This is a genomic window from Allobosea sp. Root483D1 (assembly GCF_001429505.1).
Taxonomy (GTDB): Bacteria; Pseudomonadota; Alphaproteobacteria; order Rhizobiales; family Beijerinckiaceae; genus Allobosea.
On sequence record NZ_LMJW01000022.1, the window covers coordinates 477,858 to 502,442 of the forward strand.

General features: G+C 63.7%; 27 protein-coding genes. 11 read left to right on the forward strand and 16 right to left on the reverse strand.

Features of this window, described 5'->3' with window-relative positions:
• The first annotated feature begins 36 nt into the window (after window positions 1-36).
• Window positions 37-318 (forward strand): hypothetical protein, encoded by a 282-nt coding sequence (locus ASE66_RS25165; protein WP_156412323.1) that lies wholly within the window; start codon window positions 37-39, stop codon window positions 316-318.
• Window positions 319-391: 73 nt separating this feature from the next.
• Here ASE66_RS25165 and ASE66_RS25170 read toward each other — a convergent pair whose 3' ends face one another.
• Window positions 392-1,555, reverse strand: coding sequence for a glycerophosphodiester phosphodiesterase (locus tag ASE66_RS25170; protein ID WP_057192467.1), 1,164 nt, complete (start codon window positions 1,553-1,555; stop codon window positions 392-394).
• A gap of 181 nt (window positions 1,556-1,736) precedes the next feature.
• The gene (locus ASE66_RS32625) at window positions 1,737-1,874 is read right to left on the reverse strand and encodes a hypothetical protein (protein WP_164470447.1); all 138 of its coding nucleotides are present in this window, start codon (window positions 1,872-1,874) and stop codon (window positions 1,737-1,739) included.
• 155 nt (window positions 1,875-2,029) lie between these two features.
• On the opposite strand from ASE66_RS32625, the gene ASE66_RS25175 reads away from it, so the two are divergent.
• The 4 genes from ASE66_RS25175 to ASE66_RS25190 all read left to right on the forward strand — a co-directional run bounded on the left by ASE66_RS25175 (window position 2,030) and on the right by ASE66_RS25190 (window position 6,961).
• Complete coding sequence (locus ASE66_RS25175) at window positions 2,030-3,328, forward strand: RsmB/NOP family class I SAM-dependent RNA methyltransferase (protein ID WP_057192468.1); 1,299 nt, start codon at window positions 2,030-2,032, stop codon at window positions 3,326-3,328.
• 120 nt (window positions 3,329-3,448) lie between these two features.
• On the forward strand, window positions 3,449-3,760 hold the full coding sequence (locus ASE66_RS25180; RefSeq protein ID WP_057192469.1) for a putative quinol monooxygenase: 312 nt from the start codon (window positions 3,449-3,451) through the stop codon (window positions 3,758-3,760).
• 74 nt (window positions 3,761-3,834) lie between these two features.
• Complete coding sequence (gene guaA / locus ASE66_RS25185; protein ID WP_057192470.1) at window positions 3,835-5,412, forward strand: glutamine-hydrolyzing GMP synthase; 1,578 nt, start codon at window positions 3,835-3,837, stop codon at window positions 5,410-5,412.
• Between the two features lie 292 nt (window positions 5,413-5,704).
• Window positions 5,705-6,961, forward strand: coding sequence for a tyrosine-type recombinase/integrase (locus ASE66_RS25190; RefSeq protein WP_057192471.1), 1,257 nt, complete (start codon window positions 5,705-5,707; stop codon window positions 6,959-6,961).
• On the opposite strand, the gene ASE66_RS31605 is transcribed toward ASE66_RS25190, so the two are convergent.
• From ASE66_RS31605 to ASE66_RS25200, 3 genes are all read right to left on the reverse strand, one after another.
• Entirely contained in the window at window positions 6,915-7,211 is a 297-nt protein-coding gene (locus ASE66_RS31605) for a helix-turn-helix transcriptional regulator (protein WP_082613722.1), read from the reverse strand. The two genes, ASE66_RS25190 and ASE66_RS31605, sit on opposite strands and share 47 nt — an antisense overlap.
• A 442-nt stretch (window positions 7,212-7,653) precedes the next feature.
• On the reverse strand, window positions 7,654-8,793 hold the full coding sequence (locus ASE66_RS25195) for a threonine synthase (protein WP_200964641.1): 1,140 nt from the start codon (window positions 8,791-8,793) through the stop codon (window positions 7,654-7,656).
• A gap of 88 nt (window positions 8,794-8,881) precedes the next feature.
• Window positions 8,882-9,610 (reverse strand): GntR family transcriptional regulator, encoded by a 729-nt coding sequence (locus ASE66_RS25200; protein WP_057192472.1) that lies wholly within the window; start codon window positions 9,608-9,610, stop codon window positions 8,882-8,884.
• Window positions 9,611-9,711: 101 nt separating this feature from the next.
• On the opposite strand from ASE66_RS25200, the gene ehuB reads away from it, so the two are divergent.
• From ehuB to ASE66_RS31610, 6 genes are all read left to right on the forward strand, one after another.
• Window positions 9,712-10,602, forward strand: coding sequence for an ectoine/hydroxyectoine ABC transporter substrate-binding protein EhuB (ehuB, locus tag ASE66_RS25205; protein ID WP_057192473.1), 891 nt, complete (start codon window positions 9,712-9,714; stop codon window positions 10,600-10,602).
• Between the two features lie 19 nt (window positions 10,603-10,621).
• Window positions 10,622-11,278 (forward strand): amino acid ABC transporter permease, encoded by a 657-nt coding sequence (locus ASE66_RS25210; protein ID WP_057192474.1) that lies wholly within the window; start codon window positions 10,622-10,624, stop codon window positions 11,276-11,278.
• Entirely contained in the window at window positions 11,268-11,927 is a 660-nt protein-coding gene (locus ASE66_RS25215; protein ID WP_057192475.1) for an amino acid ABC transporter permease, read from the forward strand. The genes ASE66_RS25210 and ASE66_RS25215 overlap by 11 nt, the downstream gene beginning before the upstream one ends.
• A 105-nt stretch (window positions 11,928-12,032) precedes the next feature.
• Window positions 12,033-12,782: an amino acid ABC transporter ATP-binding protein gene (locus ASE66_RS25220; RefSeq protein WP_057192476.1), complete on the forward strand. Its 750-nt coding sequence runs from the start codon at window positions 12,033-12,035 to the stop codon at window positions 12,780-12,782.
• 10 nt (window positions 12,783-12,792) lie between these two features.
• The gene (locus ASE66_RS25225) at window positions 12,793-13,806 is read left to right on the forward strand and encodes a succinylglutamate desuccinylase/aspartoacylase family protein (protein WP_057192477.1); all 1,014 of its coding nucleotides are present in this window, start codon (window positions 12,793-12,795) and stop codon (window positions 13,804-13,806) included.
• Window positions 13,807-14,096: 290 nt separating this feature from the next.
• Entirely contained in the window at window positions 14,097-14,990 is an 894-nt protein-coding gene (locus tag ASE66_RS31610) for a LysR family transcriptional regulator (RefSeq protein ID WP_082613723.1), read from the forward strand.
• Window positions 14,991-15,040: 50 nt separating this feature from the next.
• On the opposite strand, the gene ASE66_RS25235 is transcribed toward ASE66_RS31610, so the two are convergent.
• From ASE66_RS25235 to trbB, 11 genes are read right to left on the reverse strand one after another with little or no spacing between them, the layout of a single operon-like run.
• Entirely contained in the window at window positions 15,041-15,265 is a 225-nt protein-coding gene (locus tag ASE66_RS25235; protein ID WP_057192479.1) for a DUF2274 domain-containing protein, read from the reverse strand.
• Window positions 15,262-16,395 (reverse strand): TrbI/VirB10 family protein, encoded by a 1,134-nt coding sequence (locus tag ASE66_RS25240; protein WP_057192480.1) that lies wholly within the window; start codon window positions 16,393-16,395, stop codon window positions 15,262-15,264. The genes ASE66_RS25235 and ASE66_RS25240 overlap by 4 nt, the downstream gene beginning before the upstream one ends.
• Window positions 16,392-17,372, reverse strand: a complete 981-nt coding sequence (gene trbG, locus ASE66_RS25245; RefSeq protein ID WP_057192481.1) for a P-type conjugative transfer protein TrbG — start codon at window positions 17,370-17,372, stop codon at window positions 16,392-16,394. Before trbG ends, ASE66_RS25240 begins: the two co-directional genes overlap by 4 nt.
• Entirely contained in the window at window positions 17,369-18,058 is a 690-nt protein-coding gene (gene trbF, locus ASE66_RS25250) for a conjugal transfer protein TrbF (protein WP_057192482.1), read from the reverse strand. The genes trbG and trbF overlap by 4 nt, the downstream gene beginning before the upstream one ends.
• Window positions 18,055-19,410 carry a P-type conjugative transfer protein TrbL gene (gene trbL / locus ASE66_RS25255; protein WP_057192483.1) on the reverse strand — a complete coding sequence of 452 codons (1,356 nt, stop codon included), beginning with the start codon at window positions 19,408-19,410 and terminating at the stop codon, window positions 18,055-18,057. The genes trbF and trbL overlap by 4 nt, the downstream gene beginning before the upstream one ends.
• 3 nt (window positions 19,411-19,413) lie before the next feature.
• On the reverse strand, window positions 19,414-19,701 hold the full coding sequence (gene trbK-alt / locus ASE66_RS25260) for a putative entry exclusion protein TrbK-alt (RefSeq protein WP_057192484.1): 288 nt from the start codon (window positions 19,699-19,701) through the stop codon (window positions 19,414-19,416).
• Between the two features lie 21 nt (window positions 19,702-19,722).
• The gene (trbJ, locus tag ASE66_RS25265) at window positions 19,723-20,487 is read right to left on the reverse strand and encodes a P-type conjugative transfer protein TrbJ (RefSeq protein WP_057192485.1); all 765 of its coding nucleotides are present in this window, start codon (window positions 20,485-20,487) and stop codon (window positions 19,723-19,725) included.
• Window positions 20,484-22,940 (reverse strand): conjugal transfer protein TrbE, encoded by a 2,457-nt coding sequence (gene trbE / locus ASE66_RS25270; protein ID WP_057192486.1) that lies wholly within the window; start codon window positions 22,938-22,940, stop codon window positions 20,484-20,486. The genes trbJ and trbE overlap by 4 nt, the downstream gene beginning before the upstream one ends.
• Before the next feature lie 7 nt (window positions 22,941-22,947).
• A complete protein-coding gene (locus ASE66_RS25275; RefSeq protein WP_057192487.1) occupies window positions 22,948-23,229 on the reverse strand; it encodes a VirB3 family type IV secretion system protein in 282 nt (93 codons plus the stop codon).
• Window positions 23,229-23,561 (reverse strand): TrbC/VirB2 family protein, encoded by a 333-nt coding sequence (locus ASE66_RS25280; protein WP_057192488.1) that lies wholly within the window; start codon window positions 23,559-23,561, stop codon window positions 23,229-23,231. The genes ASE66_RS25275 and ASE66_RS25280 overlap by 1 nt, the downstream gene beginning before the upstream one ends.
• Complete coding sequence (trbB, locus tag ASE66_RS25285; protein WP_057192489.1) at window positions 23,558-24,538, reverse strand: P-type conjugative transfer ATPase TrbB; 981 nt, start codon at window positions 24,536-24,538, stop codon at window positions 23,558-23,560. The genes ASE66_RS25280 and trbB overlap by 4 nt, the downstream gene beginning before the upstream one ends.
• Window positions 24,539-24,585 lie beyond the last annotated feature (47 nt).

The following is a 24,585-nucleotide window of genomic DNA, read 5'->3' on the forward strand; positions in this document are numbered from 1 at the left end:
ATTGCGGTTGTTTCCCTCGAAATCGGAGGAAACAACATGAAACTCGTTCTCACGACTATGGTCGCTGGCTTGCTGCTCGGCAGTGCGGGCGCCTATGCCCAATCGGTCAACATCGGCCCCGGCGGGGTCAGTGTCGATACGCGCTCACCGCGCGATCGCGCCATCGATCGGGACATCCGCCGCGAGGACCGGATGCGCGAGCGTGATCGCTGGGAGCGCCGCCGGGACTATCGCGCCGAGCGCGATTGCCGGACCGTGACGCAGGTCCGCGAGACCCCGCGCGGCGAGGTGCGTCGCACGACGCGCGTCTGCGACTAATCCGCGAGTTGAGTTGCGTTGCGTAAACGAGACCGCCGCACCCAGTCGGTGCGGCGGTCTTGTTTTTGCCCAGCTACTTGGCGTTCCGCGCCTTTACGGCCTGGTCCGGGAAGTCCGAGAACAGCCCATCGATGCCCAGCGCCAGATAAGCCTTGTACTCGGACGCCGGATCGCCCTTGAAGTCCGAGGCGAGGCGCTTGGGCTCGCTGCGGAAGGTCCAGGTATGGACGAAGAGCCCGGCGGCGTGGGCGTTCTTGACGACGTCGGTCGGCGGCAGCAGCACGCGGTCCCGCTCGTCGATCGCGCCGTCGCCATTGAGGTCGCGCGGCTTGCCGTCATCGCCCAGCACCTGTTTGGCCGGCATCAGATAGGGCTTCCAGGGCCCGACGCCGTCGGCATAGGTCTTGATTTCCTTCAGCCCTTCGGCGGTGACGAGGTCCTTGAAGGTGCGCTTGTCGCCGGTGACGGCGAAGTCGTAGGGCTTGTCGAACGGGGCGGCGAGCACGATGCCGCCATCCTTGTCGACATCGTCGGCGTCGACGAGCTGGATCAGGCGAAGCTGCGTCTTGCCACGCAGATATTTGAGGTTCGCCGTCTCGAAGCTCTGGATGAACACCGGCGAGGTTTTCTCGCTCCAGCCGGCTGCCTTCAATTGGTCGAGCAGCTTGTCCTCGATCGCAAGGCCCACGGCCGAGTGATAGGTCGAGTGCTTGATTTCGGGATAGATGCCGATCGTGCGACCGGTGCGGGTGCTCTCGGCCTTGGCGAGGTCGATGACCTGCTGCAGCGTCGGGATTTCGTATTTGCCGTTATGCGACTGATCGCGCTCGGGGAAAGCCTGCTTGGCCCGCAGCGTCTTGATCTCGGTGAGGGTGAAGTCGGAGGCGAACCAATCGCTGGTGTCGACGCCGTCGATCTTGCGGGTCGCCTTGCGCGCGGCGAATTCGGGGCGGGTCGAGACATCGGTGGTGCCCGACAGCATCGGCTCGTGGCGGACGACGAGGTGGCCGTCCTTGGTCGAGACCAGGTCGGGCTCGATGAAGTCGGCGCCCTGTTCGATCGCGAGCTTGTACCCTTCGAGCGTGTGCTCGGGCAGGTAGCCGCTGGCGCCGCGATGGCCGACGATCAAGGCCGGCTTGCCGTCGAGGGTGGGAGCCGGGCTCTGCGCCAAAGCGGGCACGGCCAGCGCGAGGACAAAGGTTGCCAGCATGGTCGCCGGCTGGAACAGGGGTTTCATCTCGTCCGATCCTCGATCGCAATGGAAGGGCGCGAAACTGCTCGGTCGATATGACAGGCCGGTGAAGGCCCGTTTGCCTCTTCGCGATGTCGGGAGGTCGTCCCCGCTGGCACCGCGAAGATGCGCTTCAGAGGCTCCTGCCGCTCGCTTGCCTGGGTCACGAGCTCCGGGAGCGGGAGGCTCAGCGGCGGCCTTCCAGCGTGGTTTTGGCGTCGAGGCGCTTGGACGGCGGCGGCGTGGTGTCGACCGGCTGGGTGGCGCAGGCGGCGAGCGACAGGCAGAACAGGCCGGCGAGCGCGAGGCGGGAGAAGGCGGTCATTGCAGGTTCCCAGGCGGTTGGCGTTGCGGAAGGAGTTGTATCGTCTTGCGCCCTGTGGGACGAGGGCGTCAAGGGTGCTCGCGCGCTTCGGAATCGTTCCAGATCGGGCCGATCCCGAGAGCCGCGACGAAGAGCAGTGACAGGAACCGCAGGACATGACCCCCGCCGCCCGCCTCAGCGCCGCCATCGAGGTCCTGACGGATCTGATCGAGCGCCGGCGCCCGGCGGCCGATGCGCTGAAGGATTGGGGGCTGTCGCGCCGCTTCGCCGGTTCGAAAGATCGCGCCGCCATCGCCTCGCTGGTCTATGACGCGCTGCGCCGCCGTGCCTCCTCCGCCCATGCGCTGGGCGAGGAGACGCCGCGGGCGCTGGTGCTCGGCATGCTGGTCAGCCAGCGCGGCCTCGGCGTCGAGGAGATTTCGGAGCTCTTCAACGGACAAAATCACGCGCCCGCACCGCTGACCGAATTCGAGGTCGCGGGGCTTGCCGCCTACGACCTCAACGCCGCGCCTGGCTGGGCGCGCGCCGACGTGCCGGACTGGCTCTGGCCCTCCTTCATGGCCGGCTTCGGCGACGACGCGGTCGCCGAAGGGCAGGCGCTGGCGGGCAGGGCGCCTGCCGATATCCGCACCAACCGGCTGAAGACCGACCGCGGCCGGTTGCGCACCGCGCTGGGCCATCTCCAACCGGAGCCGGGCGCCTGGTCGCCCGACGCCTTGCGCTTCCTGCCGGGGCCCGACGGGCGCGGCCCGTCGCTGCAGAGCGAGCCGAGCTTCTTCAACGGCGAGTTCGAGATCCAGGACGAGGGCTCGCAACTCGTGACCCTGCTCGCCGGCGCGCAGCCCGGCATGACCGTCGTCGATCTCTGCGCCGGCGCCGGCGGCAAGACGCTGGCGCTCGCCGCGGTGCTCGGCGGCAAGGGGCGCATCTTCGCCACCGATCTCGACAGTCGCCGTCTGGCGCCGCTGCACGACCGGCTTGCCCGCTCGGGCGCCGAGAATGTCGAGGTGCGCGTGCCCAGGAGCCGCGGCCATGATGCGCTTGCCGATCTTTCCGGCGCGGTCGATCTGGTTCTCGTCGACGCGCCCTGCACCGGCTCGGGCACCTGGCGGCGCAATCCGGATGCGAAATGGCGGGTGCGCCCCGGAGCCCTGGCCGAGCGCGTCAAGGAACAGGCGCAGGTGCTCGACCGTGCCGCCAGCCTGGCGAGGCCGGGCGGGCGCATCGCCTACATCACCTGCTCGATGCTGCCGGAGGAGAACGACGGCGCGGTCGAGGCCTTCCTGGCCCGGCATCAACGTTTCGAGCCGGTCGCGACGCGCTCCCTGCTGGATACCGGCGAGGTTGATTTCGGACTGCTCGCCCGTTTCGCAATGCGTTTCGGCCTGCAGCTCTCGCCGCGCCGCACGGGAACTGACGGGTTCTATCTGAGCTGCCTCTCGGCGCCGGCCTGAACCACCTCGTAGCCCGGCTGAGGCGGTATCAGTTTTGTCCCTAAGGAGGCGATTTGTGCGTCTTGCGGAGGCTCCGCCTTGCCGACATCTCCTTGGCTTCTTCATTGGAAGGAACCGGCCATGACCGAGACTACCGACGAGACCCTGGTTTCCATCGCAGTTCTGAAGGCGAAGCCCGGCCAGCGGGAGGCGTTGCGCCAGAGCTTGCTTGCGCTGATCGAGCCGACGCGAGCGGAGACGGGTTGCCTCGACTATGTGCTGTTTGAGCTCCGAGAAGAGCCGGGGACCTTCTACATGCGCGAGGCGTTCACCAGTGTGGCTGCGCTCGATGTCCATAAGGCGACGCCGCATTTCCAGGCGTTCAAGGTCAACGCCGGGGACCTGCTGGCCGAGCCCCTGCGGCTGGTCGTCCTCGATCGGATCTCGTCCTGAGCTGTCTCGCTGCGCCGGCCTGATCCGCTCTCAGCGCCGTTGCGCGCTCGCGCGCGATGGCGTAACCGGGCGCGATGAGCGCCCAGCCCCAAAACCCCGCCCTTCACGACTCCATTCTGATCATCGACTTCGGCAGTCAGGTGACGCAGCTGATCGCGCGCCGCGTGCGCGAGATCGGGGTCTATTGCGAGATCGCGCCGTTCCAGTCGGCCTCCGACGCTTTCCAGCGCCTGAAGCCCAAGGGCGTGATCTTCTCCGGCGGCCCGGCTTCGGTGCCGGATGAGGGCTCGCCGCGCGCGCCGCAGGAGGTGTTCTCCTCCGGCCTGCCGGTGCTCGGCATCTGCTACGGCCAGCAGACCATGGCCCATCAGCTCGGCGGCAAGGTCGAAGGTGGCCACGCCGCCGAGTTCGGCCGCGCCGATGTCGAGATCGTCACGCCGTCAGCCTTGTTCGAAGGCGTCTGGGAGGAGGGCGGGCGCTATCCGGTCTGGATGAGCCATGGCGATCGCGTCACCCAGCTTCCGGCCGGGTTCACCGTCAAGGCCACCTCCGAGAACGCGCCCTATGCGGTGGCGAGCGACGAGGACAGGCGCTTCTACTCGACCATGTTCCACCCCGAGGTGGTGCACACCCCGGATGGCGGCAAGCTGCTGCGCAATTTCGTCGTCGACATCTGCGGCTGCAAGCCCGACTGGAGCATGTCGGCCTATCGCGCCGAGATGCAGAAGAAGATCCGCGAGCAGGTCGGCACCGGTCGCGTCATCTGCGGGCTCTCCGGCGGCGTCGACTCGGCAGTCGCGGCCGTGCTGATCCACGAGGCGATCGGCGACCAGCTCACCTGCGTCTTCGTCGATCATGGCCTGATGCGAATGAACGAGGCCGAAGAGGTTGTTCGTCTGTTCCGCGACCACTACAACATTCCGCTGGTGCATGTTGAAGCGGAAGAGCTTTTCCTTTCCGAGCTCGCCAAATGCGGCGCCGATCCGGAGGCCAAGCGCAAGACCATCGGCCGGCTCTTCATCGAGGTCTTCGACGCCGAGGCGGCCAAGCTCGGCGGCGCCGATTTCCTGGCCCAGGGCACGCTCTATCCCGACGTGATCGAGAGCGTCTCCTTCTCCGGTGGCCCCTCGGTGACGATCAAGAGCCACCACAATGTCGGTGGCCTGCCCGAGCGCATGAAGATGAAGCTCGTCGAGCCGCTGCGCGAGCTGTTCAAGGACGAGGTCCGCGTCCTTGGCCGCGAGCTCGGGCTACCCGAGGCCTTCGTCGGCCGCCACCCCTTCCCGGGCCCGGGCCTGGCGATCCGCTGCCCCGGCGAGATCACCCGGGAGAAACTCGACATCCTGCGCAAGGCGGATGCGATCTATCTTGAGGAGATCCGCAAGGCGGGCCTCTACGACGTGATCTGGCAGGCCTTCGCCGTGCTGCTGCCGGTGCGCACCGTCGGCGTGATGGGCGACTACCGCACCTACGACCATGTCTGCGCGCTCCGCGCCGTCACCTCGGTCGACGGCATGACGGCCGATTTCTACCCCTACGACATGGCCTTCCTCGGCCGCACCGCGACCCGCATCATCAACGAGGTCAAGGGCATCAACCGGGTGGTCTACGACGTGACCAGCAAGCCCCCCGGCACGATCGAGTGGGAATGATTTAGACCCATCCGAACGTCGCCGAATTCACGCCATAGTACGACGTAAAGTACTGAAAATAAAAATAAATCCTGCCGATGACCATCGGCGGCTATCGGCGGGTATAGTTTGATACTGGCGGCCCGTCTGACGGATCTTGGGCATATTGCTTAGCCGCATTTTCGAAAGTACCGTCACGGGCAATGAGGCTCGTGACGGTACTTTTTTTGTATTAAGCCATTGAATATAATGGCGAACATCTGTCGCTGAGCCCCGAAATTGTGCTGACGGTACTTTTCAGGAGGCAGTAGGGATGCTGACGGACGCCGCCCTCAAGGCATTGAAACCAAAAGAGAAGATCTACAAAATTGCCGATCGCGATGGCATGTATGTGCGCGTCATGCCCAGTGGCGCGATCTCGTTTCGCTTGGATTACAGGCTCAACGGCCGGCGGGAGACCGTCTATCTGGGCAGGTACGGGCGCGACGGCATCTCGCTCGCCCGGGCCCGCGAGAAGTGCATCGACGCGAGGCGCGCCGTTGGCGAAGGACGGTCGCCGGCGATAGAGAAGCAGCGCGATAAGCGGCGCCTGAAAGAAGCGAAGAGTTTTGGCGAGTTCGGGGAGAAGTGGCTCACCGCCGCGCCGATGGCCGACAGCACGCGGGCCATGCGGCGTTCCATCTTCGAGCGAGAGCTTCTGCCGGTCTGGCGCAATCGCCTCCTCACGGAAATCACGCCCGACGATCTAAGAACCCACTGCGGCAAAATCGTTGAACGCGGCGCTCCGGCAACGGCTATCCACGTGCGAGACATCCTGAAGCAGATTTACGGATTTGCGATCCTGCATGGTGAGACGGTCGCCAACCCGGCCAACGAAGTTGGGCCGGCATCGATCGCTACTTTCGTGCCGAAGGACCGCTCGCTCTCGCCTTCCGAAATTCGGGTAATGTTGAAGCAGCTCGAGCACATCGCCACGCTTCCCACGATCCGTTTGGGAATGCGGCTCTACCTGCTCACGATGGTTCGCAAGAGCGAGTTGCAGGACGCAGTGTGGGACGAAGTCGACTTCGAGAATGCGGTTTGGACTATCCCGAAGGAACGGATGAAGCGCTCGAAGGCGCATAACGTCTACCTGTCGCGGCAGGTGCTCGACATCATGATCGCCCTGAAGACCTGTGCAGGCAATTCAAGATACCTTTTGCCGTCACGGTACGACGCAGATGCTCCGATGTCGCGTGCCACCTTCAACCGGGTTACATACGCAGTCGTCGAACGGGCGAAGGCGGAAGGTTTACCCCTGGAGCCGTTTACGGTTCACGACCTGAGGCGGACCGGTTCGACTCTGCTGAACGAACTCGGCTTCAACAGCGACTGGATCGAAAAGTGCCTAGCGCATGAGGACGGGCGCTCGTCGCGAGGCGTCTATAACAAAGCCGAATATGAAGTGCAGCGTAGGCACATGATGCAGGAGTGGTCGGACATCTTGGACGCTTGGGTCGATGGCAAGAAGCACGTGCCAACGCTCATCCCGCCGTCGATGCCGGTCTTGGAGCCTGACCCTGCTCTTTGACTGGGCGGGCTCGACGTTGCTTCACGTCGGGGCCGGGTGCCATAAGAATGGGTTTTGAACGACGGGCCGCGAGCCATGCTTGAACCTCGCCCAGATCCCAAACCACGCATCGTGGGGTCAAAGCGAAGCGTCGCGGAAATTCTCCCCGCTGCTCCATTTCGTAGATCGTGCTGTCGGCCAAAGGCACCATCTCGCGCAGCTCCTTCCGTCTGATTGTTTTTGTGAGTTGCGTGTTCACTGTTGCAGCCATGATGCATCTCCTCTCGATCACGGTAGAGGGAGTAGAAGGCGATAGATCGAGAAAGAGAAGTCTTCACGCGATTCAGGCGAAGGGTATCGCAATGTAGCGTTTAAATCGGATTGTCGAATCGCTTTGAGGGTCAATTTAGGCACGTATTAAGGTTGAACGACCTGTCGATAGATTGGAATAATAGTTTCTGTTCTCAATATAGTATAGTTTTCTTCGTGAAAAGTTTTGATTTCGCTAGAATTTGATGAAATACACCATATTCGTACGCTCGATCTTAAGTAATCAGGCGTGAGGTGGGCCTCTTAGCGGCCACTAAAACACGACTCCGGCGGAAGGTTGCTGTGGTGCCTCAGGCGATAGGAAACCGGTCGGCGTGGCTGCAACTGACGCTCGGTCAAGGCGCCTTTCGTAGTTGGCGATCTCATCGCCAATGAGGTGTCGTTCAGGGATCCTTGTATCCGTGCGAAGTGGCGAGAACGACTGCGTGTGCCTCTAGGCCAATCACACCACGGCGGACCAGATTCCGCAGGCCGGTTAACCCGGCGGCGCTTGAAAGCTCGAGATATAGCCCCGCTCTTGCAAGCTTCTTCTGATCTTCGAGAACGCACCCCTCAGCCACGGCAACTGCCGATCCATCGGTCTTGCGCAATGCGTCAATTGCTTGATAGGCGACCGTATTGCCGCCAAGCGATGTCATGCGCGACATTCCGCCAAAGGAAGTACGATAGTCGGCGCCGGACTGGACCTGTTCGATGCGCGGGAATGGCTCAACCGCATGCACACGCGGTATCGTCTCCAACGCGCCCATGCTCCTCAAATCGCAAAAGCCCTGAGCGACGCCCCATAGGACATCACCTCGCGATGTTGGAACTAGCACGTCCGTGGCAGGCTGCTCTTGCCATTGACTTGCTAGCTCAATTGCGACAGCGCGATATCCATCGACCCCAAAAGGATTGCTGCCGACTGCCGGGAGGAGATAATTGTTAGCGGGATACCACTGGCCGGTACGCGATTTCTCTCGGACCAACTGCCAGCGCTCGTCGGGTGTCTGCACCATGACGATGGAGGCACCACACATTTTGATGGCGCGCCGCCAGTTCGCACTCATCTTGGGGGTCGTTACCACGACACATTCCAAGCCCACATGAGCGGCATAGGCGGCAAGCGATGCGCCCGCATTGCCGCTTGATGCGATGGCAACCGTACTAGCCCCAGCAACCCGCGCACGTTGTACCAAAACTGCGCTCATGCGGTCCTTGTGGGATCCGGTCGGATTGGCGCCCTCAAATTTAACGCTGAGCGCGGCTACCCCGACGTCACGTGCCAGTCGCGGTAGCGCGTAGAATGGGGTATTGCCTTCGCCCAGAAGCGTCTGCGGATAGACAAGCCATTCACTGGCATCGTGGCTTTTCAGCGCCGCGGGAAAACTGCAATAATCGATTTGGAGACTGGAAGGCATCGATGCGGCCGCACACGCGGGACAACCTTCAAGGTAATCCGTCAGCGGGAAGCTCTCAGCACACCGAATGCAGCGCATGCCGACCGCATTGCTGTTCGCAATTGGCAAGGAAGAGCGCGTCATCGAGATATCCGCATCAGCTCATGTCGCGTGGGGAACGATTGCGGCAGATCATCATTGCGCATAGCCGGCGCCGCCAGACGGCCCAGGATCACGCGGGCTCCCCCGCTGCCCGCTTCTTGACCGGTAAAGTGATAGAGCAGGCCAGACGGTCAAACGGTGACTCTATAATGCCGACGATTTCAATATCAGCATTGGTCGTCGCTTGGTGGTAGGCGCGGCGCAAGACGGGGTAGCCGGCCGGAATCGAGAACGCCTCCTGGGCGTATGTCGAAGCCGGGGCAGCATCGATGACGAGCCGCCTCTCCGTAGGAGCGACGTTGATACTTTTCAGGGCATCCGTCGTCAGGCTGCGGCCGAACTCCTCAACAAGCGAGTCTGGTATCGTTGTTGGGACATAGATCACATAATACATGATCGGCAGGTCGTCTGCGCAGGCGAGCTTCCGAATGCAGAACTTGATGCCTCCGGAAATATCGAACGCGCGTAAGCTCGGATCAGTTATTTTTTCTCGCGTGATCGAAATGAGCTGCATCGTCAGCTTCTGACCATGCCGCCGCGCGTCCTCCGTTGACGACATGCCCACATCCAGCTCGCGCAAGAAGCGACGCTGCTGTTTGACGAACGTACCCTTCCCGGCGACTGCAGTGAGTAGACCCGACGTCTGCAGATCCCTCAGAGCTCGCTTGACGGTGATGGCGCTAACGCCGAATTCCTCGCTAAGTTGCGAGGCCGAGGGAATAGCGCTTCCCTCAAGATAGCTTCCATCGGCAATCCGTTTCCGGATCTCTTCGCGCACGCCTTCATGAAGTGAACTCATGTTTCTCCCCGAAGGCGTCCGGAACCGCCGCTTTCATCGAGTGTTGACATACCTGGTATACCTAGTCTATCGATCGTGCCCTGTCAAACGCGGAGGCGCAAATGCTCAAGATTTCGCTTGGCACTTTTCGATCATTGTTCATGGGTGGGGTTGCGCTTGTGGCGATGGGTGCCCCGAGACTCAACGCCCAAGCGAAAACGACGCTGGAGCGGATCATCTCGTCCGGCAAGATCACTATCGGCATCCACAACAGGGCTCCATGGGGCTTTCGCGGCGCCGATGGTCAGGCAACTGGCTTTCATCCAGATCTCATTCGGGCCGCTTTCGCGCCGCTAGGGGTGAAAGAGGTCGAGTTCGTCATCGCCGACCTCGGCGCCCTCATTCCAGGGCTGCTGGCCGATCGAACCGAAGCGGTGGCTTCCGGTTTTTCCATTACGCCAGCTCGGTGCGAACAAGTGGCCTTTGGCGAGCCGGAACTGGCGATCGGCGACGCGGTCATCGTACAGGCGGGTAACCCGCACGGCATTCACAGCTACGCCGACATCGTGAAAAATCCCAAATTATCAATCGGGGGATCGCGTGGCAGCGCCAATTTGGCCAACGCCAGGGCCGCCGGTATTCCAGCCTCGCAGATCCAGCAATTTCAGAACACTGAGTCGTCGGTCTCCGCCATCATGGCAGGCCGCGTCCAAGCCGTGGCGTTCTCCAGTGGTTCCGTAGTTTCATTGTTGCAAGACCCACGTGTCACCGGTCTGGAGCGGGCGATGCCGTTTCAGGGCTATATCAAGCCGGATGGCAAGCCCGCGGCCAACTATAGCGGCATCGCCTTCCGCAAAGGCGATGCCGAATTGAAGGCCGCATACGACAAACGCCTTGCCGAGCTCAAGGCCGATGGCGGTTTGGTAGCAATAGCAAAGCGTTACGGCTTCACGGCAGACGAGATTGCGCCTGACTCCGTGAAAGCGGCAGAGCTTTGCGCAGACAAAATGTAAATGGCTTCAGGTTACAGCCGTGAGCCAGATCGAGATCATCCAGAACATCTTCCAAGGGTTTGGGGTAACAGCCGCTGTTACGATCCTTGGCCTGATCTACGCCATCCCCTTCGCCCTTGTGGCGGGCGTCCTGCAGTACGTTCTTTTAGGCCTGCCCCGCACACTCGTGACCGCGGTGATTGAGTTCTGGAGAAGCTCCCCGGTCATCGTCCTGCTGTTCGTCTTTTACTATAGCTTGCCGGCATTTGGCATACGGCTCTCCAGCACGACCGTTGCAGCCATGGTCCTCGGCCTCAATATCGGCGGCTACGGCAGCCAAGCGGTGCGTGCCGCTCTACAAGCTCTGCCACGCGGCCAGGTCGAGGCAGGATTGGCGCTTGGACTCAAACGTTGGACGGTCCTTGGCTGCATCGAGTTGCCGCAGGCGATCCGCTCGATGATCCCGACCTTCATCAATCAGCTCATCCAACTGATCAAGGGGACGGCGTTGATTTCACTGATCGCCCTGACAGATATGACCTATCGTGCCAAGGAACTCGCTCAGATCGAGTACAATCCAGTCGGAATCTATTCGGGCCTGCTACTGGCCTATCTGGCCCTTTGTTATCCGGTGACAATCTTTGGCCGTCGCCTGGAGCGGCGCTCCAGCTTCCGGGGGAGCCAGCGTGAGCTTTGACCTCAACTTCGCGTTCGCGACGCTCCCGACGATCTTGTCGGCACTTTCGACGACGATGTGGGTAAGCATTGTCAGCTCGCTCGGCGCGGCCGTCCTTGGCTTTCTCTGGGAAGTTTTGCGACGAACCTCAACGCCTCTTGGCTGGGTCATGCAGGTCATGATCGACTTCATCCGTTCAACACCTCTTCTTGTGCAGATTTACACCCTTTATTTCGTTTTTCCCTACTACGGCGTCACCTTGCCTGCGCTTGCGGTCGGCATCATCGCGTTGAGTGTCTATTATTCCGGCTATCTCGCGGAGGTCTTTAAGGCAGGAATCGATGCCATTGACTCAGGCCAGTTCGACGCAGCCAAGGCTTTAGGCATCGGGCGGATCGCAACGATTTTCCTGATAGTAGCACCGCAGATGCTGCGCAACATAGCGGCGCCGATGGGTAATTATTTCATCTCGCTTCTCAAGGCGACGCCTTATCTCGCAGTCATCGCGGTTCCGGAAATGTTTGGCAGCGCCCTCGATGTCGCGTCTGACACCTTCCGATATGCCGAGCCGATGCTTGCAGCTGGTCTGATCTTCCTCTTGCTTTCTGTGTCCATCGCACAACTCGTCAAGTTGTTGGAGCAACGCCTACTGGCGACGGACAAAAGATAGGCCCCGGCGGTTGGATAACCAAAAAATCACCGCATCAAGCACCGGGTCATTTCAGCGGCAGAGAAGATTTCGGACGCGCCGATAGATCTGAATGAGGTTCAAAAAATGCTTCCACAATCTGAAGCGCTCGTAGAAATCGAGGGCCTCAACAAATGGTTTGGTGCGCTCCATGTCTTGGATGGCATCGACCTGTCGGTCTCTAGCGGGGCACGGATCGTTGTCTGTGGCCCATCAGGATCAGGCAAGTCGACACTGATCCGTTGCATAAATGGGCTTGAAACCTACCAGGGGGGCACGCTTCGTCTCGCCGGGATCGTTCTCGGCCAAGCTGCGGAGGCCAGCGCCGCCGCACGGCGTCAGACTGGTATGGTCTTCCAGAGCTTCAACCTTTTCCCGCATTTGACAGTGCTTTCTAATTGCACGCTCGCGCTGCGCCGCGTAGCCGGCAAATCACGCGGCGAGGCCGAAGACATCGCCATGGCGTATCTGGAAAAAGTGAGAATACCCGAGAAGGCGAAATCCTATCCAGGGCAGCTCTCGGGCGGACAGCAACAGCGCGTAGCGATCGCACGCGCGCTCTGCCTCAACCCTCGCATCATGCTCTTCGACGAGCCGACATCTGCGCTTGACCCCGAAATGATCAAGGAGGTGCTGGACGTCATGACAGCGCTGGCGCGCGACGGAATGACGATGCTGTGCGTTACCCACGAGATGGGATTCGCGCGCGAGGTCGCCGACCAAGTGATCTTTATGGACAGCGGTCGCATTCTCGAATGTGTCCCGGCGCAAGACTTCTTCGACGGGGCAGGCCACCCCCGCTCGCGCCTCTTCCTGCAAACAATCATGAAGCACTGAGAGAGCGGCTATGGCGGGATACACACAAGTCTGGACGCCGCTCGATTTCGAGGCGGACGGCAAGCAATGTGACTGGTTGCGTTTGCCTTTTTCGACCGACCTCTCCGGCTACGGAGTGGTGCCCATCCCCGTGATGTGCATCAGGAAGGGTGACGGCCCTACGGCGTTGCTAATCGCCGGCAGCCATGGCGATGAATATGAAGGGCAGGTGGCGCTTGCCAGGCTGTCGCGTGAAATCGAGGGGGCAGATGTAAGAGGGCGCATCATCATCCTTCCGTCGCTGAACTTGCCCGCAGTAGAGGTCGGTCGACGCGTCTCCCCTCTCGACGACGGAAACCTCAACAGATCGTTTCCAGGGAATCCGATTGGTGCGCCGACCGAGATGATCGCGCACTATGTCGGCACCGTACTCCTCCCCATGGCGGATTTCGTCATCGATCTGCATGCAGGAGGACGCTCGACGAACTACGTGCCATGTGCACTGATCAGGAGCGGCGGGTCTGCAGAAGAAAAGAACAAGCTAATTGAACTTGCGACCGCGTTTGGGGCGCCAGTCACCTCAATCAGCGACGGCTCCGGCGGAGGCGGCGCGACTACCCTTTCGGCCGTTGCGCAGAAACTTGGCGTTCCGGCGCTCACCGCCGAACTGGGGGGCTGCGCTACCCTGTCGCGAACGGGAACGGTTCTTGCCGAGCAGGGCCTTCGGCGTGTCCTGAAATTGTACGGCGTGTTTCCAGAGGCGAACACCGATCCTGGCCCACCGACACGCTTCATGCGCGTACGTGGCAGGGGCGCCTTCGTTTACGCGATGCGCAAAGGGATGTTCGAACCGGCTGCAGACTTGGGCGATGTCGTTCAACCCGGCCAAATTGCCGGCGTCATTCATGCTGTCGATCGGCCGTGGGACGCGCCGGAACCGGTCGTCTTTTCGGAAGGGGGCATGGTCGCCTGCCGGCGCGCTCTGGCTCTAACCGCGCCTGGCGATTGTCTCTACAAACTGCTGGTCGACCTCGATGCGGACTGATTGTCGACCCGATGCTCCATTGGTGCGATTGCGATGGTAGCGCGTCCGAGGCGTCGTTCGACAATCCATCCAGTGATGTGCTCGTCGTACGGCCTGGCCCTCTTCGCTCCCATTGTCCGAAGACGGTTCGCAATTCATGCCTCCAGTAAGGGCACATGGCTTGGAGCGAGCACGCCGATCTAACCGCGGATCATTCCCTAAGGCAGCGTTTGCGGTTGGCAGCGGGTATCCCCACGACGGCATCAGTGCGCAAGATTTGTGGACCTTCCTGGCACGAATGAGGTGACCGGATGGCACGATCTTCTTCAATCGAACTTCGCCACCTTCGCTATTTCGTTGCCGCGGCCGATCACGGAAGTTTCCGCAAGGCTGCCACAGCGATTGACGTGAAAGAATCGGCTGTCAGTCGTCGAATCCGCGATCTTGAAGATCATCTCGGCGCCTCTCTGTTTCAGCGCCATAACGGCGGGGTGTCGCTGACGCTATCGGGACAACGTTTCCTGCGCCGTGCACGCAAGGCCCTTCAGCAGATCGATGAGGGCGCCAGGGACGTCGGAGCTATCGGGCGGGTCGAGCGCGGGAAGGTCAAGGTCGGCATCTTCTCGTCCTTCGCCTCCGGCTTCCTGGCCGATCTGTTTCGCGCCTACGATCAGAAACACGCGAAGGTGCGCATCGACTTCATCGATGGAGCTCCAGCCGAGCATGTCGCCGCGATCCGCCAGCTTCGACTGGACGTGGCATTCCTCTCCAGCAGCCGCACCTGGCCCGACTGCGAAACCACCTATCTCTGGTCGGAGCGCGTTTTTGTAGTCCTGCCCAACACGCATCCTCTGATCGAAAAAGAGGCCCTCGAATGGTCTGATCTCGCCAATGAAGCATTCATCGTTAGCGACGCGGCCCCCGGTCCAGAAGTCCATGCCTATCTGGTTCAGCGTCTCGCCGCGCTCGGTTGTCACCCTGAGGTCCAACCGCAATATGTCAGCAGGGACAATCTGCTAGCTGCAGTTGCGGTCGGTCGGGGCCTGACCTTAACCACTGAAGCAACCGCAGCCATGCAGATGCCGGGTGTCACGTATCGTCCAATTGCGAACGAGAGACTAACGTTTAGAGCGGTTTGGTCACCACGAAACGACAATCCTGCCCTGCGGCGGCTGCTCAGCCTTGCGCGGACGATGTCGCGGTGACTTACCAGTAGTTTTTCATGGCGTGCCGCTGCCTGGTCTAGCGATCCAGATCACCGTCCGGGCCGACGCCTAGCGCTCGCGAACCCGCGATCGGTTGCAATGAAGCGCTCCAACATCGGCACGATCAGCTTCACGGGCTCGGCTGCGGGCCGCCCCGTCTCACGCGCGAGCACTTCGGCATAGGCATTGAGATCGCGATGGAGCCCAGCCGGAAGCTCAACCGTCACCTTCACCGACTTGTCATCCGCGATCGGTCCAAGTTTGAGCTTCGTCATGATCTGCCTCTGTAGGGTTCGAACACGAGGTCGCGGGTTACGATGACCCTGACCGGGAATCCCGGCCGAATGGTCAGCGTCGGCGCGACGTTGAGCTGTCGGCGGACGATCTGCTGGCCGGCGTCGTTGATGGTGTCTTGGCCGCCGCTGCGGATGGCGCGCAGGAGGCGGTTCTCGTCGTTGATCGCGAGTTCGGCGCCGATCGACAGCAAGGTCGAGAGGCCGGCGGCCTTGGCGAGATCCCACCAGTGGTAATCGACGCCATCCTCGAGGCCGGCATAGCCTTGCGTGTCGGCACCTGGCTGACGCTCCAGCACGATGGAGCGCCCGTTCGGGAGGATGAGCCGGTTCCAGACCAGCAGCACGCGGCGCTGCCCGAATTGCACATTGTTGTCGTACTGGCCGATGATCCGCGTGCCCTGCGGCACAAGCAGGATGCGCCCGGTCGGGCTGTCGTAGATGTGCTCCGTCACCTGCGCGGTGATCTGGCCGGGTAGATCGGAGCGGATGCCGGTGATGAGCGCGGCCGGAATGACGGCGCCGGCCTGGAGCACGAAGGGCGACACCGGCGCCATGAGGCGATCCGGTGAGGTCGTGCGGCGATCGACAGAGGCGTTGAGGAAGGCGAGTTGCTTGTCCTGCCCGCCTTGCTGACCGGGCTGGCCGGTGAAGTCGAGACCGGCGAGATTCGGTGTGCCGCCCGGCGTTCCAGTGGTGGCCGGCGCACCCGCCCGCGACTGGAAAAACACGGTGCTGGTGCGCGCGGCCTCCTCCTCGGCCTTCCGGCGCTGCTCCGCCTCATCGACCGCAGGCATCGCGACGGCTGGCGGCGCGACGCCGGCGTCGAGGATTGGTTTGCCGAGATCGCCGGGCAGCGGAGCCCCAAGAACTGGGCCGGTATAGTCGCGCGGCAGGCCGGCGAGGCCATCGGCGGGCTGCCGGTTGGCGGTCGAGTAAAGCTCCTCGCTGTCCTTGCCGGCGTTACGAGTCTGCAGCGCATAGATCAGCGCGCCGCCAACACTGAGCGAGGCGACGACGCTGATGCCGGTGAGCACCTTGCGCGACAGACGGGTGACCCGCGGCGGGTCAGCGCGCAGGCGCATCGGTTCAGTGGTTTCGGTCTCGCTCATAACGACAGCCTTCCATCCGTACGGGTGATCCTGATGGTCTGTTGCTTGTCGCCGCTGCCGAGACGCAGTTCGGCCGCACCGAACAGGCGGTCGACGATCAGGATGTGCTGATGGACGCGGCTGTTGGCGATCTGGGCCTCACCCTCCGGGCCGATCACGAATAGCGGCGGCATCTCGCCCTGGACGATGCCGCGCGGGAACTCGACATAGACACGGCGGCCATCGTCATAGGCGGCGACCGGCTTCCAGGGCGGATTGTCGCCGGTCAGGCCATAGCGGTAGTTGCGTGCCGCGAGCACGGGAATGACCGGCGTTGCCGGCAAGGCGTGGCGCTGGCCGGCGGATTGCGGATAAGCCCAGGCGACGGCCGGCATGTAGGGTTTCTCGCCCGAGCGCAGTTCGAGCATGTAGGTGCGCCGATCGGTCGTGATGACGAGATTGGTGCTGATGTCGGCGCGCGAGGGTTTTACCAGCACATGCACGCGCCGCGTGACGCCCGATCCGCTCTCGGTATCGCCGATGATCCAGCGGGCGGTGTCGCCAGCCGCGATCGGGCCGGCGCCTGTCAAGCTTTCGCCGGGCTCGAGCGCGATGTTGGTGATCTGACCGGGCGCGGCATAGACCTGATAGAGCGCGCCGTCGCTCCAGGGATAGATCTGGATGGCGTTGTAGTAGCCTTCGCGGCGGGGCTGGACGCGAGCCGCCAGATTGGCGTTCTCGACGCGCGCGGTCGGTGTGCCGGCGGCGGTTCCACCACGCGCCGGCGTCCAGGCCGGCGGGACATGCAGCGGCTTCGGTCTGCCGTCGGTGACAGCGGCCGGCACGCTCGGCAAGGGCGGCACATCGGCGTCGTAGCTGATCTCCGGCGGCTTGTCGGTGGCGCAACCGGCCAGCATTGTCGCGGAGAGCAGCAAAATCGGAAACGCGGGTTTACCGAAAGGCGGATTCCCGCATCCACGGATCGTCGGCCGATTCATTGGCTCATCTCCCGCGACCAGTTGATAGCGTTGACGTAGATGCCGAGCGGATTGGTCTTCAGCCGCTCGGCATCGCGCGGCGGCTGCAGCACGATGGTCAGGATCGCGGTCCAGCGCTCGGCTGTGGCGAGCTTACCGTCCTCGTAATGGCGCTCGGTCCAGGCAACTCGGAAGCTGTCGGGCGAAGCTCGGATGACAGAGGAGACTTCCACCGCCACCTGCTGTTTGCCGACCTTGGCGAAGGGGTCATTGGCACGGGCATAGTCGTTGAGCGCGCCCGCACCGCGATCGGTGGTCCAGTCATAGGCGCGCAGCCAGTTCTGGCGGACGATGACCGGATCGGCGGGAATTGCGCGCACCTGCTCGACGAAACGGGCGAGGTGCCAGGCGATCTGCGGATCGGTCGGGCGATAGTCGGCGCTCGCCGCTGCGATGCTCTGCGCCTCGCCGAGCCGATCGACTTGCACCACCCAGGGCACGACGGTGCCACGCGCCGATTGCCAGACGAGCGCTGCCGCGAATCCGGCCGACAGGATCAGCGAGCCGAAGGCCATGATGCGCCAGTTTTTCGCCTGCACCCGGGCCGAACCGATGCGCTCGTCCCAGATCTGGGCGGCCTTCTGATAGGGCGTCTCGGGCTCGGGCGTCCTCCCGTAATGCGCGGCGGGTCGTCGAAAGAGGTTCATGATCGATTGCCTTCGGAGAGATTGACGGAAGAGCCGGAGCCGTGACTGTCGCCGGAGCGGACGGCGTGCGCGGCGGCCTGAATGCCATGGGAGATCTGTTGCGAGCGCTTCATGCGACTGGCCCAGGCCGGTGGATCGGCCGTTGGGGACGCCGGAATGGCCGAGGCTGTGTCATCGCCACCGACCGTGCCCTTGCTCGAAGAGCCGCCGGTCGCGCCGAAGCCGCCCTTCACGCCTTCGTCGAAGCTGGATGTGACGCTCTCAGCCGCGCGGGCGGCGGCTCGTCGCAAGGGCGAGACGGCAGCCGATCCGGCGGCCTGAGCGACGCCACCGAGGCCCGAGGCGACGCCTGCGGCGCCGGACTGGCCCATCGATCCAAGCGTATAGGCTGACGATGCCGCGCCGGCAGCAGAGGATCCGCTGCGCACGGCAGCGCTGCCGCCGGAGATTGCTGCGGCTCCTCCCTTGGCGGCCAGGCTCGTCGCGCCGGCAGCGGCCGCTGCCGCGCCGCCAACGGCCAGCCCCGCGCCAACCGCTGCGCCGGCGCCGAGCTGCGGGCCACCAGAGACGAGGCCGTTGGCGATGCCGGGACCGAAGATGCCGAGACCGAGCAGGGAGAGCGCGGCGAGCACGATCGCCATGGCCTGGTCGATGGTCGGGTTCTGCCCGGCGGCGCCTTGCGTGAACTGGGAGAACAGGGTCGAACCGATGCCGATGATGACGGCGAGCACCAGCACCTTGATGCCGGAGGAGATGACATGGCCGAGCACGCGCTCGGCCATGAAGGCGGTCTTGCCGAACAGGCCGAAGGGGATCAGCACGAATCCGGCGAGCGTTGCGAGTTTGAACTCAATCAACGTGACGAAGAGCTGCACCGCCAGAATGAAGAAGGCGAGCATGATGAGCGCCCAGGCGAAGAGCAGGCAGGCGATCTGGATGAAGTTCTCGAAGAAGGAGATCCAGCCCATCAGGCTGGAGATCGATTCCAGCAGCGGCCGCCCGGCATCGAGCCCGGTTTGCGCAACCTTGCCGGGGCGCAGCAGATCCTGAGCCGAGAAGCCGGTGCCGCTGGCCTTGAGACCGAGCCCCGAAAAGCTCTCGAAGACGATCTTGGCGAGGTTGTTCCAGTTGGAGATCAGATAGGCGAAGACACCGACAAAGAGCGTCTTCTTGATGAGCCGCGCGATGATGTCGTCATCGGCGCCCCAGCTCCAGAACAATGCGGCCAGCGTCACGTCGATGACGATCAGCGTCGTCGCGATGAAAGCGACCTCGCCGCTGAGGAGGCCGAAGCCTGAATCGATGTAGCGCGTGAAGGTGCCCAGAAACTGGTCGATGACGCCGGTGCCCATATCTCAGCGTCCTTCGCTGGAGGACGACGGTGCCAGCATTGGGGGGCGACCGAGGAAGCGGTCACGGGTCTCGGCCCAGACACGCAGGCATCCGGCGTCGTTCGCGGCGGCTTGCCCGAGCTGCTGGCAGCGGCGCTGCCCTTCGCGTAGCGGATCGTTTTCAGGACGGAGCTGCCGAACCGGAGGAGATGCTGGCGCATCGTCCTCGCGGGTCAGCTCGATCACGGTCGCTGTGATGGCGACCGCAATGAACAGGATGGCTCCGACGCGCGCCAGCATCTTGCTGTCCATGACGATGGTCCCGCTCTGGCGTCAGTTGCCGTTGCTGAACATCCGCGCGCTGCCGGGCTGGTAGCCTGAGCCCGGTGCGAGGAAGCGGCGGCGCTGCTCGCGGCCCTGTTCGGCGGCGGCCGCGCGTTCCGCTTCGGTCAGCGCGCCGGCGCGGCCATTGGCCGAGATCAGCGCGACGAGGTCGGAGAGCTGCTGCGACTGGAGGGCGAGAAGCTGATTGCCGGCCTGCGCCGCCTGCAAGGAGCCGGTCGCGCTCTGGCTCTGGGTGACTAGCGTCGACATCTGTGTGCGGTTGCTGTCGATGTTGCCGACCACGCCAGCCTGAATACGCAGCGCGTCCTGCAGGCCGCCGACCGTATTCTGCCAGCGCGAGCGCGCATCGCTGACGAGCTGCTGATCGGTCGCCGAGAGCGAGATGCTCCCGTATTTCTGCCGGAACATCTGGTCGATCTGCTGGACGTTGAAGGCGATGTTCCGCGCCTGGCTGATAAGTTGCTGCGTTTTCTGGACCGATTGCTGGATCTGCTGCAGCGCCGAGAAGGGCAGGTTCGCGAGATTGCGCGCCTGATTGATCAGCATCTGCGCCTGGTTCTGCAGCGAGGTGATCTGATTGGTGATCTGCTGCAGCGTGCGCGCGGCCGTCAGCACGTTCTGGGCATAGTTCGAGGGGTCGAAAACGATGAACGCCTGGGCTGGCGTCGCGGTCATGGGCGACACCATGATCGGCATGGACATCATGGCGGCGGCGATCAGCGCGGCGCGCGAGCGAAAACGGCGAAGAGTCATGGTTGGGCCTCCTGTTCGGCTTCGGGGATGAGGGGCGGAAATGTCAGGATGAGATCGGCGGCCCAACCGGCGCCGCGGGCGCGAAGCCAGGCCGCGAGGAAGCCGTCGCGGCCGTGCTCGGCGACGAGGTTCGCGATCAGCGTCTGGTCGGACTTGGACGATGCGGCGCAGAGCGCGAGGCCAACTTCGCTAAGACCGAGCTCGAACAGCCTATTGCCGCGTCGTGACTGGCAGTAATAATCGCGCCTCGGCGTCGCCCGCACCAAGATCTCGATCTGGCGGTCATTGAGGCCGAAGCGGCGATAGATTGCGGTGATCTGCGGCTCGATTGCGCGCTCGTTCGGCAGGAGCAGCCGCGTCGGACAGCTCTCGATGATCGCCGGTGCGATCGCCGAGTTGTCGATGTCCGAGAGCGATTGCGTGGCAAAGATGACGCTGGCGTTCTTCTTGCGCAGCGTCTTCAGCCATTCGCGCAGCTGGCTGGCAAAGCCTTCATCGTCCAGCGCGAGCCAACCCTCATCGATGATGAGCAGGGTCGGCCGCCCGTCAAGCCGATCGCCGATGCGGTGGAAGAGATAGGAGAGGACGGCCGGCGCCGCGCCGGTGCCGACCAACCCCTCGATCTCGAACGCCTGCACCGAGGCGCTACCCAGATGCTCGGCCTCGGCGTCGAGCAGCCGACCATAGGGTCCGCCGACGCAATAGGGCCGCAGCGCCTGCTTGAGATCGTTGGATTGCAGCAGGACGCAGAGGCCCGTGATGGTGCGCTCTTCGACCGGCGCCGATGCGAGCGAGGTCAGCGCCGTCCAGATATGCTCCTTCGCGTCCGGCGTGATCGGAACGCTTTCCCTCGCCAGGATGGCGACGATCCAGTCCGCCGCCCAGGCACGCTCATAGCTGTCGGGAATGCGGGCGAGCGGCTGCAGCGCGACGGAAGCATCCGAGCCTTCGGTCAGCCCACCGCCGAGATCGTGCCAGTCACCACCCATCGCCAACGCAGCGGCGCGAATGCTGCCGCCGAAGTCGAAGGCCAAGACTTGCGCCTTAGCGTAGCGGCGGAACTGCAAGGCCATGAGCGCCAGCAGCACGGATTTGCCGGCGCCGGTCGGGCCGACGACGAGCGTGTGGCCGACGTCACCGACATGCAGCGACAGCCGAAATGGGGTCGCGCCTTCGGTCTTGCCGAACAGCAAGGGCGGCGCGTCGAAGTGCTCGTCGCGTTCCGGCCCCGCCCACACGGCCGAGAGCGGAATCATGTGGGCGAGATTCAAGGTGCTGATCGGCGGTTGCCGGACGTTCGCGTAGGCGTGCCCGGGCAAGCTTCCCAGCCAGGCGTCGACCGCATTGACGGTTTCGACCATGGCGGTGAAGTCGCGGCCCTGGATCACCTTCTCGGCGAGCCGCAGCTTCTCGTCGGCAAGACGCGGATCGGCATCCCAGACCGTGATGGTGGCAGTGACATAGGCTAAGCCAGCCATGTCCTGACCGAGTTCCTGCAGCGCCAGGTCGGCATCGGCCGCCTTGTTCGCCGCATCGGTGTCGAGCAGCACCGATTGCTCGTTGGTCATCACCTCCTTCAGGAGCGCGGCGATCGACTTGCGCTTGGCGAACCACTGCCGCCTGATCTTGGTCAGCAGCCGCGTCGCGTCGGTCTTGTCGAGCAGGATGGCGCGGGTCGACCAGCGATAGGGGAAGGCCAGCCGGTTGAGGTCGTCGAGCAGGCCCGGTGTGGTCGCGGTCGGGAAGCCGACGATGGTCAGCACGCGGAGGTGCTGGTCGCCCAGCCGCAGTGCGAGGCCGCCGGTTAGCGGCTGGTCGGCGAGCAACGCGTCGAGATAGATCGGCGTCTCCGGCACGCGAACGCGATGGCGCTTTGTCGAAACGCAGGCGTGCAGATAGGTCAGTGTCTCCGCGTCATCGAGCCAGGCGCACTCCGGCATGAAGCCGTCGAGCAGGGCGAGCACGCGATCGGTGCGGTCGATGAAGGCACGCAGGATCTCGCCGGCATCGACGCCGGAGCGCTCGCGGCCTTCGTAGAGCCAGGTCTCGGCGCGGGCGGCATCCTCGGCCGGGGGCAGATAGAGGAAGGTCAGGAAATAGCTCGAGACGAAGTGAATGCCTTCTTCCTCGAACTCGGCCTTGCGCTCGGCATCGACCAGGCCGGAGGCTGGATCCGGAAAGCGGCTGTCGGGATAGGTCGCCGCCTCATGGCGCTGCGCCTCGACGAAGATTGACCAGCCTGAGCCGAGACGGCGGAAGGCGTTGTTGATGCGCGACGAGACCGCGACCAGGTCCGCCGCGACAGCGGAATCGAGATCGGGCCCACGAAACGTCGCAGTCCGCTGGAACGAGCCATCCTTGTTGAGCACGACGCCATCAGCGACCAGCGCGGCCCAGGGCAGAAAATCGGCAAGCCGGCTGGCGGAGCGGCGATATTCGGCGAGGTTCATCATGGCTGCCTCACACCGACAGATGACCGGGGATGCACAGATGCCGGCGGCCGACCTCGACGAAGAGCGGGTCGCGCTTCGCCGCCCAGACCGCCGCGCAATGCCCGATCGCCCAGATTGCGAGGCCGGCGAGCCAGAGGCGTAAGCCCAGGCCGACAGCGCCGGCGAGCGTGCCGTTCAGGATCGCGATGGCGCGCGGCGCCCCGCCGAGCAGGATCGGCTCGGTCAGCGCCCGATGAACCGGGACAGTGAAGCCCGGCACGGCGTCGAGTTGCTCGAAGGCGGTCGTCATCAGGTCAGCGCCCCGCCGCCGAACGAGAAGAACGACAGGAAGAAGCTCGATGCCGCGAAGGCGATGCTGAGTCCGAAGACGATCTGGATCAGCCGGCGGAAGCCGCCGGCGGTGTCGCCGAAGGCAAGCGTCAGCCCCGTGGTGATGATGATGATCACCGCTATGATCTTGGCGACCGGCCCCTCGACCGACTGCAGGATCTTCTGGAGCGGCTGCTCCCACGGCATCGACGAGCCGGATGCGCGGGCGGCAGGCGCCAGCATGATGCTGACGCAAATGGCGGTGACGGAGGTGGCGACGCGGCTATAGCCGCGCGAAAGCGTGCGGATCACGAGAGATCTCCGATGTTCGGGATGGCGGGGCTGATGCGGTAATCGCCGTCGGGACCGAGCTCTTCGACGCGGGCGAGCTCGACGAGTCGGCGCTGCGAACCGCGGCCGGTGAGCACGGCAATGAGATCGATGGTCTCGGCGATCAGCGCGCGCGGGACCGTGACGACGGCTTCCTGGATGAGCTGTTCGAGGCGGCGCAGCGCGCCCATGCCGGAGCCGGCGTGGATTGTGCCGATACCGCCCGGATGGCCGGTGCCCCAGGCCTTCAAAAGGTCGAGCGCCTCGGCGCCGCGCACCTCACCGATCGGGATGCGGTCCGGCCGCAACCGCAGCGAGGAGCGCACCAGATCGGACAGCGTCGCGACGCCATCCTTGGTGCGCATGGCGACGAGGTTCGGCGCGGCGCATTGCAGCTCGCGCGTGTCCTCGATGATGACGACGCGATCGGCACTCTTCGCCACCTCGGCCAGCAGCGCGTTGGTCAGCGTGGTCTTTCCGGTCGAGGTGCCGCCGGCGACCAGGATGTTGGCGCGCCCCGCGACGGCCGCGCGCAGGGTCGCTGCCTGGTCGGCGGTCATGATGCTGGCCGCGACATAGTCGTCGAGCGTGAAGATCGCGACGGCAGGCTTGCGGATGGCGAAGGCGGGGGCGGCGACGACCGGCGGCAGCAGTCCCTCAAACCGCTCACCGGTCTCAGGCAGTTCGGCCGAGACGCGCGGTGAGCGCGGATGCACCTCGGCGCCGACATGATGCGCGACCAGGCGGACGATGCGCTCGCCAGCGGGAACCGACAGCGTCTCGCCCGTATCCGCCAACCCCTCGGACAGCCGGTCGACCCAGATGCGGCCATCCGGGTTTAGCATCACCTCGACGACGGCGGGGTCTTCCAGGAAGCGCGTAATGGCGGGTCCAAGTGCCGTGCGCAACATCTGCGCGCCGCGCCGAAGCGTCTCCGGTCTATGGCGGTGAGTGGTCATCTCGTCCCCGATCGACAAGGGGACGCGCACCCGGGCCCCTGAATGGG

Coding starts and splice junctions, on each gene's coding strand:
- ASE66_RS25275 (WP_057192487.1), bottom strand. CDS start 23,229: ATGACGACCGCCTTCGAGCAACTCGACGCCGTGCCGGGCTTCACTGTC.
- ehuB (WP_057192473.1), top strand. CDS start 9,712: ATGCTCAAGATTTCGCTTGGCACTTTTCGATCATTGTTCATGGGTGGG.
- ASE66_RS32625 (WP_164470447.1), bottom strand. CDS start 1,874: ATGACCGCCTTCTCCCGCCTCGCGCTCGCCGGCCTGTTCTGCCTGTCG.
- ASE66_RS25175 (WP_057192468.1), top strand. CDS start 2,030: ATGACCCCCGCCGCCCGCCTCAGCGCCGCCATCGAGGTCCTGACGGAT.
- ASE66_RS25180 (WP_057192469.1), top strand. CDS start 3,449: ATGACCGAGACTACCGACGAGACCCTGGTTTCCATCGCAGTTCTGAAG.
- ASE66_RS25235 (WP_057192479.1), bottom strand. CDS start 15,265: ATGACGAAGCTCAAACTTGGACCGATCGCGGATGACAAGTCGGTGAAG.
- ASE66_RS25170 (WP_057192467.1), bottom strand. CDS start 1,555: ATGAAACCCCTGTTCCAGCCGGCGACCATGCTGGCAACCTTTGTCCTC.
- ASE66_RS25165 (WP_156412323.1), top strand. CDS start 37: ATGAAACTCGTTCTCACGACTATGGTCGCTGGCTTGCTGCTCGGCAGT.
- ASE66_RS25220 (WP_057192476.1), top strand. CDS start 12,033: ATGCTTCCACAATCTGAAGCGCTCGTAGAAATCGAGGGCCTCAACAAA.
- trbF (WP_057192482.1), bottom strand. CDS start 18,058: ATGAACCTCTTTCGACGACCCGCCGCGCATTACGGGAGGACGCCCGAG.
- ASE66_RS25240 (WP_057192480.1), bottom strand. CDS start 16,395: ATGAGCGAGACCGAAACCACTGAACCGATGCGCCTGCGCGCTGACCCG.
- ASE66_RS25200 (WP_057192472.1), bottom strand. CDS start 9,610: ATGAGTTCACTTCATGAAGGCGTGCGCGAAGAGATCCGGAAACGGATT.
- ASE66_RS25195 (WP_200964641.1), bottom strand. CDS start 8,793: ATGACGCGCTCTTCCTTGCCAATTGCGAACAGCAATGCGGTCGGCATG.
- trbB (WP_057192489.1), bottom strand. CDS start 24,538: ATGACCACTCACCGCCATAGACCGGAGACGCTTCGGCGCGGCGCGCAG.
- ASE66_RS31605 (WP_082613722.1), bottom strand. CDS start 7,211: ATGGCTGCAACAGTGAACACGCAACTCACAAAAACAATCAGACGGAAG.
- trbK-alt (WP_057192484.1), bottom strand. CDS start 19,701: ATGGACAGCAAGATGCTGGCGCGCGTCGGAGCCATCCTGTTCATTGCG.
- ASE66_RS25225 (WP_057192477.1), top strand. CDS start 12,793: ATGGCGGGATACACACAAGTCTGGACGCCGCTCGATTTCGAGGCGGAC.
- trbG (WP_057192481.1), bottom strand. CDS start 17,372: ATGAATCGGCCGACGATCCGTGGATGCGGGAATCCGCCTTTCGGTAAA.
- trbE (WP_057192486.1), bottom strand. CDS start 22,940: ATGATGAACCTCGCCGAATATCGCCGCTCCGCCAGCCGGCTTGCCGAT.
- guaA (WP_057192470.1), top strand. CDS start 3,835: ATGAGCGCCCAGCCCCAAAACCCCGCCCTTCACGACTCCATTCTGATC.
- ASE66_RS31610 (WP_082613723.1), top strand. CDS start 14,097: ATGGCACGATCTTCTTCAATCGAACTTCGCCACCTTCGCTATTTCGTT.
- trbJ (WP_057192485.1), bottom strand. CDS start 20,487: ATGACTCTTCGCCGTTTTCGCTCGCGCGCCGCGCTGATCGCCGCCGCC.
- trbL (WP_057192483.1), bottom strand. CDS start 19,410: ATGGGCACCGGCGTCATCGACCAGTTTCTGGGCACCTTCACGCGCTAC.
- ASE66_RS25190 (WP_057192471.1), top strand. CDS start 5,705: ATGCTGACGGACGCCGCCCTCAAGGCATTGAAACCAAAAGAGAAGATC.